We start from the raw sequence: 6724 nt of genomic DNA, 5'->3' as shown, positions 1-6724 counted from the left end.
TTTCCGTGATTTATGAGTAAGATATAAGCTTAATAAACATGCAGCAACGTATCCAGCTCTTCTATTCTCTAACAAAGTAAAAACGCCTCCATCCAAGGAGGCGTTTATAATATTTCAGGCCTTATTCAGCAGCTTGATCAATACATGTAATCAGTTGCTGCTCCACTTCTTTTGCCGTGGTAAGAATGCGCTCGTCCCCAAATTCTCCCATCAGTTTCGTTGGCAATGGCATGGCAATCTTGATTACTTCATCTTCTTCAAACACGACAATCTTACACGGTAAGAAAGCACCTGCTAGTAAATTCTCATTCAATACGTTGGCTGCGATAGAAGGGTTACACACTTCAAGAATTGTATACGGCGCTGGTGGTTGAACCCCTTTCTCCTCAAGTTTTGCACTCAGGTCAAAGTTCCAAAGCACTCCAAATTTTGCTTCTTGCAAGGATGCTTCAATCGCTTGTATCGCTTCGTTTCGTGTTTTAGTTGTTTCTTTAACATATGTGCTCATTGAATAATTCCTCCTCTACTTCAAGGCTGTCCTTATTTTTCCCTAAACGACTAGCAAGTAAACTTACCCCTTCGCTTCTGCTAGCCTTGCTTCTAGTTCATCACTATACTGGCTCGTTTGTTCACTTGACCAATTAAAAACTAACTTCATATAAGAAATGACATCCTTTTTCCATTGTTCGACCCAGTGTATATCAAAGAATATGGCCCCCGTTCTGCGCATGAAGTAGTCAACTGGTGTCATCGCCATCTCATATTCAATCGAATAGAGCAGTGTCAGCTGGATAGCGAGAGGAAGTCGACTAGATGGGATTACACGACTCACGAGTTCTGCGACTTGGTTCGTATTCGTACCATACATGGAAGCAATATTGAGTCCATCTTGAAAGGTTAGACCAAGTTTCGTCAGTTCCTTTGCACAATCTTCTACATAGGGATGGTAAACACTTGATTTTTTGAATTCTCCACCTGAAAGACGTAACGTTTTCGTTACACATGGCCCTGATTCTATACCTTGTGCTTTCAGCCGCTTACAGATGGTATCAGTAATGGATTGCGCCATTTTTCGGTACCCAGTCAATTTTCCTCCTGCAATGGTTAACAAGCCCGTTTTAGACGTCCATACTTCATCTTTCCTAGAAATTTCAGATGGCCCTTTACCCTCTTGTTGAATCAGCGGACGTACGCCAGCCCAAGTCGATTCTATATCAGACATTCTAATAGAAGCATCTGGGAACATCTTTGTAATCGACTGAAGAATGTACTCTTTGTCCTCCAGTGTAATTCCAGGGTTCTTGAGGTTTTCATGGAATACAGTATCTGTCGTCCCCACATATGTTTTACCATTACGTGGAATCGCGAAGATCATTCTGCCATCCGGCGTATCAAAGTAAATCGGTTGATGAAGTGGTAACTTCTGGCGATCGAAGACGAGATGGACACCCTTCGTCAATAATAGGCTCTTTCCTGTTATTTTTTCGTCCATCTCAATTACTTGTTCCACCCATGGACCTGCTGCGTTGACGATAACGGAACCGTTCGCTATAAACTTCGTCCCTGTCAACTGATCGATTACTTCAATGCCCTTAATCTTACCAGACTGATCATATATAAAGTTGGATACTTTAGCGTAATTCAACAAATCCGCACCTTGCTCGTAAGCTTTTTTCGCCACTTCAATCGTCAAGCGTGCGTCATCTGTGCGATATTCTACGTATTCTCCTCCACCAACTAACCCCTCACTGTTTAACAAAGGTTCGTGCCCTAGTACTTCCTCTTTAGTTAGCATTCTTCTACGTTCCGTCCTTTTAACTCCAGCAAGAAAATCATATACTCGAAGTCCAAAGGATGTAGAGTATTTCCCAAATGTACCTCCTTTATAAAACGGCAACAACATCCATTCCGGATGTGTTACATGCGGAGCATTTTCGTATACGATTGCACGTTCTTTGCCTACGTCTGCGACCATTTTTATTTCGAATTGTTTCAAGTAACGCAATCCACCATGTACTAATTTTGTGGAGCGGCTAGATGTTCCCGCAGCAAAATCTTGCATTTCCACGAGTAGCGTTTTCAACCCTCTTGTCGTTGCATCTAAAGTAATACCAGAACCCGTAATTCCACCCCCTACAACAATGACGTCATATGAAGCTGTTGATAACTCGTTAAATATGTTTTTCCTCTGTTTAAACGAGAAACTATTCACCCGTATCCTCTCCTTTGATTCTAATTTCAAATTAAAAACCATCACAATAAAACCCGCATCCATGCAGTTAATTGTAATGGCCGTTCTCATCGTCTCTGGCCGTATTCAGTTCATTCATCAGCATGGTATACTAGATAAAGTCTGTTAATCGAAAGGATGGTCCCATGAATCTTGTTGACTTAGTAGAATCACAGATGATTGCATCTGTACAGTCCGAAAAAAATTTAGAATTGGCAATTAAAAGCAAAGTAAATATAGTTTTTCTATTAACAGGTGATCTACTGTCTACTGGTGTATACATTACCCGTCTTCAAGAGGCCGGCAAACAAGTTTTTTTACATTTAGACTTCATCGATGGGATATCCAACTCTAAAAGTGCTATGAAATATGTAGCTGAAACTTGGAAACCGACGGGTATTATTACAACTAAAAGCCATCTCATCAAGTCTGCTTCTGAACTAGGGCTTATGACGATTCAACGGATTTTCCTGCTAGATGGGGGTGCCGTTACGAAAGGGATTGAAATGACAAATACCAGTCGACCTGATGCGATTGAAATCATGCCAGGTGTTATCCCAAAAGTGATTGATCAACTATCTAGAACGCTTAATTATCCAGTAATTGCAGGAGGACTGATCACAGAAATCTCCGAAGTACACGACGCACTAAAAGTAGGAGCATTGGCAGTCTCATCAGGTAATCCTGATATGTGGAACTTGGAATTATAACTAAACTGCTGACGGAATCGCAGCGACGCTTGCCAAAACATGATCTGGTTGAATAGAGGCATTTTTCAGCGCTTCCTCATTTGTAATTCCAGTAAGTACAAGTACTGATGTCATTCCAGCAATATTCGCCATTTTAATATCCGTCTCAAGCCTGTCCCCAACCATAATGCATTGGTTCGGTGCCATGCCAAGAACTGTTTTCATAACAAATTCAGCCATGAGTGCTGATGGCTTTCCTGTAATTGCAGTAATTGGTTCGCCTGTAACGGCTTCGAGCGCCCCTATCATTGCCGCACAATCCGGAAGTTCACCGTCCTCCACAGGGCAAGTACGGTCCGGATTTGTTGCTATTAAGATTGCACCATTCTTCCATGCTTGAAAAGCAGCATTAATTTTTTCATAAGTAAATGATCGATCCCAGCCGAGCACTACAAATTTAGCGTCCTCCCAACTCGGAGTTAGTAAAATACCTTCTTCTAATAACTCTTCAAATAGTGGTTCTTCACCTATCACGAATACTTTTTCGTTAGATTTCATTTTCTTCTTTAAATAGTGGGCGGTAATATAATTAGAGTTAACAACTTCTTCCAAAGACACTTGAATTCCAAGACCATTTAACTTTTCTACATAGTCTTTTCTTCTGGCGATGGACTTGTTTGTTAAGAACACTACCTTATCTCCACGATCTCGTAACTCTGTAATCGCCTCTTGTGCGCCTTCAATTAGTTCATTACTTAAATAGATTGTTCCGTCCAGATCAAATATATATCCTTTTTGCATACTAATCTCCTCGCCGTCAGCTTATAATTTCCACTGTATGAACGTGATCCATCTTTTTTATAAGATAGTAGACCTCAGGAAGTGTGCGCTTTGCACTAACTTTAGATTTTATTTCAAGTAAATGAACGTTTTCTTCAGGCAAATCTTTAATGCGGGACTGGTTAATGATAAATTTTTGTTGTTCTAAACCAGTCATCACAGTTTCGATGCTTTTAGGATCATTTACTGTAATCCGGAAAGTTAAATCTCTTCGTCGAAGTCTCTTCGGACCAAATTTCGTAGTTAAATATGGAATAAGTTCAACACTCAATAATAATAGCAATACGCCAAATATTGCCTCGACATAAAATCCCGCACCTACTGCAATTCCAATACCTGCTGCTCCCCAGATTAAAGCTGCTGTCGTTAGACCGGAAATCCGCTCGTTCCCACGACGTAAAATAACTCCTGCTCCGAGAAAACCGATTCCTGATACAATTTGGGCAGCAAGACGCAAAGGATCCATTTGAATTCTCACGCCATTGCTGTCAGGAAACGAATAAGCGGATTCAATTGAGACGATTGTCAGCAAACAGCTGACAATCGAAATAACTAAACTTGTTTTTAGTCCAAGTGGTTTCCGTTTCAATTCTCTTTCCAGTCCAATGACCAGACCTAGCACGGCAGAAATACTCAATTTAGTAATCAGTTCAATGTCGAGCCCTTCCACGTGCCCACCTCCTCAGACAATATCCTTTCTTATTCTATTTCAACTTTAACGGAAGAATGCAATAGGATTTCTGAAAGTGAGTATGTGTACGGATTTATTTCAAAGACCACAGGCCCTTTATAGTTGTTTTTGTGAAGGATCTTGAGAAGTTCTTCCGTCCCTACCTTTGATACTCCATCACCTGGAAGCTGATGAAGATCCCCTTTTGCATCATTATCCGAAAAATGTACAGATGCTAATCGATTACCTAGCGTTTTTACAGTTTCATCAAGTGATGCTCCTAAAACTGCTAAGTGTCCTGTATCTAAACAAGCTGTTGTATCTGTCTGTATTAAAATATTCAACCATTCTTCTACAGAAGAGGGATAGATATGCATGTAATTTAAACTGTCCGGAATTTGGTTTTCAAAAAGCAATTCCACTTTTTGTTCGATTGCTATCTCGCGAATCCTCTTAAGGCGTTCGATCACTTTCAAGCGATCTTCATCCTTATTTTCAGATGCCCATGCAGAGCCTCCATGGATAACAGCATGCCCACCACCATACTTGCCAAGTTCCTCAAGCCAATGACGAGTGATATCTAAAATGAAGGAACCAACCTTTTCATAAGGAGTTGCCAAATTTAAGTCATGAAAAGGAAGATGTAAGCCAACCTTCAATCCGCATTGTTCCGCTAGTTTTAAATCTTCTTTAGCAGATTTGTGTTCCGCCCAAATTTCCACACCTTCAAATCCTGCGTTTTTGATAGCCTTCATATCTTCTTTAGTTTTAGATTGGCCAATTGACCATAAGCTAAGCCATTTTTCCATTTAAAATCCATCCTTTCACAAAAAATTAATGTGTTTCCGGGTTAATTTCTTCGAGTCTTCTTCCTTTCGTTTCAGGTGCCAGTGATATGGTAATGATTAGACCTGTAAGCGCCACGACAGCAAAAACACCAAGTGCTGCTGCGTTCCCCCAAACTGCTACCACATTCGGGAATACGAGAACCCCAAGAATTGAACCAATACGGCTGACAGAAGTAGCAAACCCTGATGCACCTGCCCGAATGCTTGTAGGGAATAACTCAGTCGGATATACAAAGTTTAAAATTCCTCCACCCATATTCGCGAATAGAACAGCAATGCTGAACAACACTACTAAAAACGTAAGCGTCGGATTCGGATTAAACGCTAGTACCGAAAGCCCCGCTGTCAAACCTGTGAATGAAGTGATCAGTAATGGACGACGTCCCCATCGATCTACTAAATTCATCCCTATTATTGCACCGCCTAACCCGAGAATACTAACAATCGAAGAAGCAATATAAGTCAGTTGCAATGATCCTCCAGTAAACGCAGACAATATGGTAGGCGTGTACATGGAAATCCCATAATAGGATGTCGCATAACAAAACCAGAATCCTGAAACGAAAATGGTACGTTTAATAAACTTTTGAGAGAACAAAGCACTGATTTTCACTTTTTCTTGTGAGGGTTCAGGCTTCACTTCTACTACATTACCTGTAAGCTCATAAATAATTTTTTCAGCTTCTTTCTCTCTTCCTTTTGAAGCGAGCCACCTTGGAGACTCTGGAAGTCCAATCCGGAAGATAAAGATGATAATTGCCATTATCGCGCCTAGTAAGAACATATATCTCCATGCATGATCCCCTAACGGCGCAAGGACAAGTCCACTGATATAGGCAACAACAGCACCCACAAACCACATTGCAGCAAGAAACGTTCCTTGCTTTCCTCTATTTTTCGTAGAACTGAATTCGGCTACAAGCGTCGCTGAGATTGGATAATCGGCACCTATCCCTATTCCAAGTAAGAAACGAAACGCTATTAGCCACAGAACATTTGGCGCTACAGCTGTTAAAATAGCAAATAAGACAAAAGCTAGTAAATCAATTGTAATCATCGCTTTCCGACCGAATGTATCCGTAAGACTCCCTAACCAAGCAGCCCCAATAAATGAACCAATAATCGCAGATGCTACGAGCAAGCTCTGTTCAATCGGCATGATATCCCATTGTTTTAATATGAGTGGCATCGCAACCGCTATAATAGTTAAGTCAAATCCGTCTAAAAAAGTCCCCCCCGCTGAAACAATTTTCACTTTACGCTGAAATTTACGTAATTTCTCCGGATTTGCCGGATTATCTAAGTAATCATAAGCCATTACTGGTTCCCCTTCTTTCCTTGTTATTCTATGAAATCTAAATCTCCCGATCGTACACCCCAATACAATACATTTTTCTCCTGTCCACTCTCCTTTTACGGAACACAAAAAAACCGGCAAAGCCAAATA

Annotated in this window: 7 protein-coding genes; 1 reads left to right on the top strand and 6 read right to left on the bottom strand. The window is 40.8% G+C overall.

The window, feature by feature from the left end; translation table 11 throughout:
- Positions 1 to 121: 121 nt before the first annotated feature.
- The gene (locus N693_RS0115810; RefSeq protein WP_025785803.1) at positions 122 to 508 is read right to left on the bottom strand and encodes a DUF302 domain-containing protein; all 387 of its coding nucleotides are present in this window, start codon (positions 506 to 508) and stop codon (positions 122 to 124) included.
- 63 nt (positions 509 to 571) lie between these two features.
- Positions 572 to 2254 carry an FAD-dependent oxidoreductase gene (locus N693_RS0115805; protein ID WP_051508761.1) on the bottom strand — a complete coding sequence of 561 codons (1683 nt, stop codon included), beginning with the start codon at positions 2252 to 2254 and terminating at the stop codon, positions 572 to 574.
- Between the two features lie 122 nt (positions 2255 to 2376).
- Between N693_RS0115805 and N693_RS0115800 the strand changes: the two genes are divergently transcribed.
- Positions 2377 to 2940, top strand: a complete 564-nt coding sequence (locus tag N693_RS0115800) for a glycerol-3-phosphate responsive antiterminator (RefSeq protein WP_025785801.1) — start codon at positions 2377 to 2379, stop codon at positions 2938 to 2940.
- On the opposite strand, the gene N693_RS0115795 is transcribed toward N693_RS0115800, so the two are convergent.
- From N693_RS0115795 to N693_RS0115780, 4 genes are read right to left on the bottom strand one after another with little or no spacing between them, the layout of a single operon-like run.
- Positions 2941 to 3720: an HAD-IIA family hydrolase gene (locus N693_RS0115795; RefSeq protein ID WP_025785800.1), complete on the bottom strand. Its 780-nt coding sequence runs from the start codon at positions 3718 to 3720 to the stop codon at positions 2941 to 2943.
- A 16-nt stretch (positions 3721 to 3736) separates the two neighbouring features.
- Positions 3737 to 4429 (bottom strand): MgtC/SapB family protein, encoded by a 693-nt coding sequence (locus tag N693_RS0115790; protein ID WP_025785799.1) that lies wholly within the window; start codon positions 4427 to 4429, stop codon positions 3737 to 3739.
- A 29-nt stretch (positions 4430 to 4458) separates the two neighbouring features.
- On the bottom strand, positions 4459 to 5238 hold the full coding sequence (locus N693_RS0115785; RefSeq protein WP_025785798.1) for a sugar phosphate isomerase/epimerase: 780 nt from the start codon (positions 5236 to 5238) through the stop codon (positions 4459 to 4461).
- A gap of 25 nt (positions 5239 to 5263) precedes the next feature.
- Complete coding sequence (locus N693_RS0115780) at positions 5264 to 6595, bottom strand: MFS transporter (protein ID WP_025785797.1); 1332 nt, start codon at positions 6593 to 6595, stop codon at positions 5264 to 5266.
- Positions 6596 to 6724 lie beyond the last annotated feature (129 nt).

It is taken from the genome of Sporosarcina sp. D27 (assembly GCF_000586555.1).
In the GTDB taxonomy this organism is placed as follows: domain Bacteria; phylum Bacillota; class Bacilli; order Bacillales_A; family Planococcaceae; genus Sporosarcina.
Note: the sequence above shows the minus strand (reverse complement) of the source record. Positions and strands in the feature narration are given on the sequence as shown.

Excerpts from the sequence above, each read along its gene's own strand:
- N693_RS0115810 (WP_025785803.1), bottom strand. The coding sequence starts at position 508 with ATGAGCACATATGTTAAAGAAACAACTAAAACACGAAACGAAGCGATA.
- N693_RS0115805 (WP_051508761.1), bottom strand. The coding sequence starts at position 2,254 with ATGGTTTTTAATTTGAAATTAGAATCAAAGGAGAGGATACGGGTGAAT.
- N693_RS0115800 (WP_025785801.1), top strand. The coding sequence starts at position 2,377 with ATGAATCTTGTTGACTTAGTAGAATCACAGATGATTGCATCTGTACAG.
- N693_RS0115795 (WP_025785800.1), bottom strand. The coding sequence starts at position 3,720 with ATGCAAAAAGGATATATATTTGATCTGGACGGAACAATCTATTTAAGT.
- N693_RS0115785 (WP_025785798.1), bottom strand. The coding sequence starts at position 5,238 with ATGGAAAAATGGCTTAGCTTATGGTCAATTGGCCAATCTAAAACTAAA.
- N693_RS0115780 (WP_025785797.1), bottom strand. The coding sequence starts at position 6,595 with ATGGCTTATGATTACTTAGATAATCCGGCAAATCCGGAGAAATTACGT.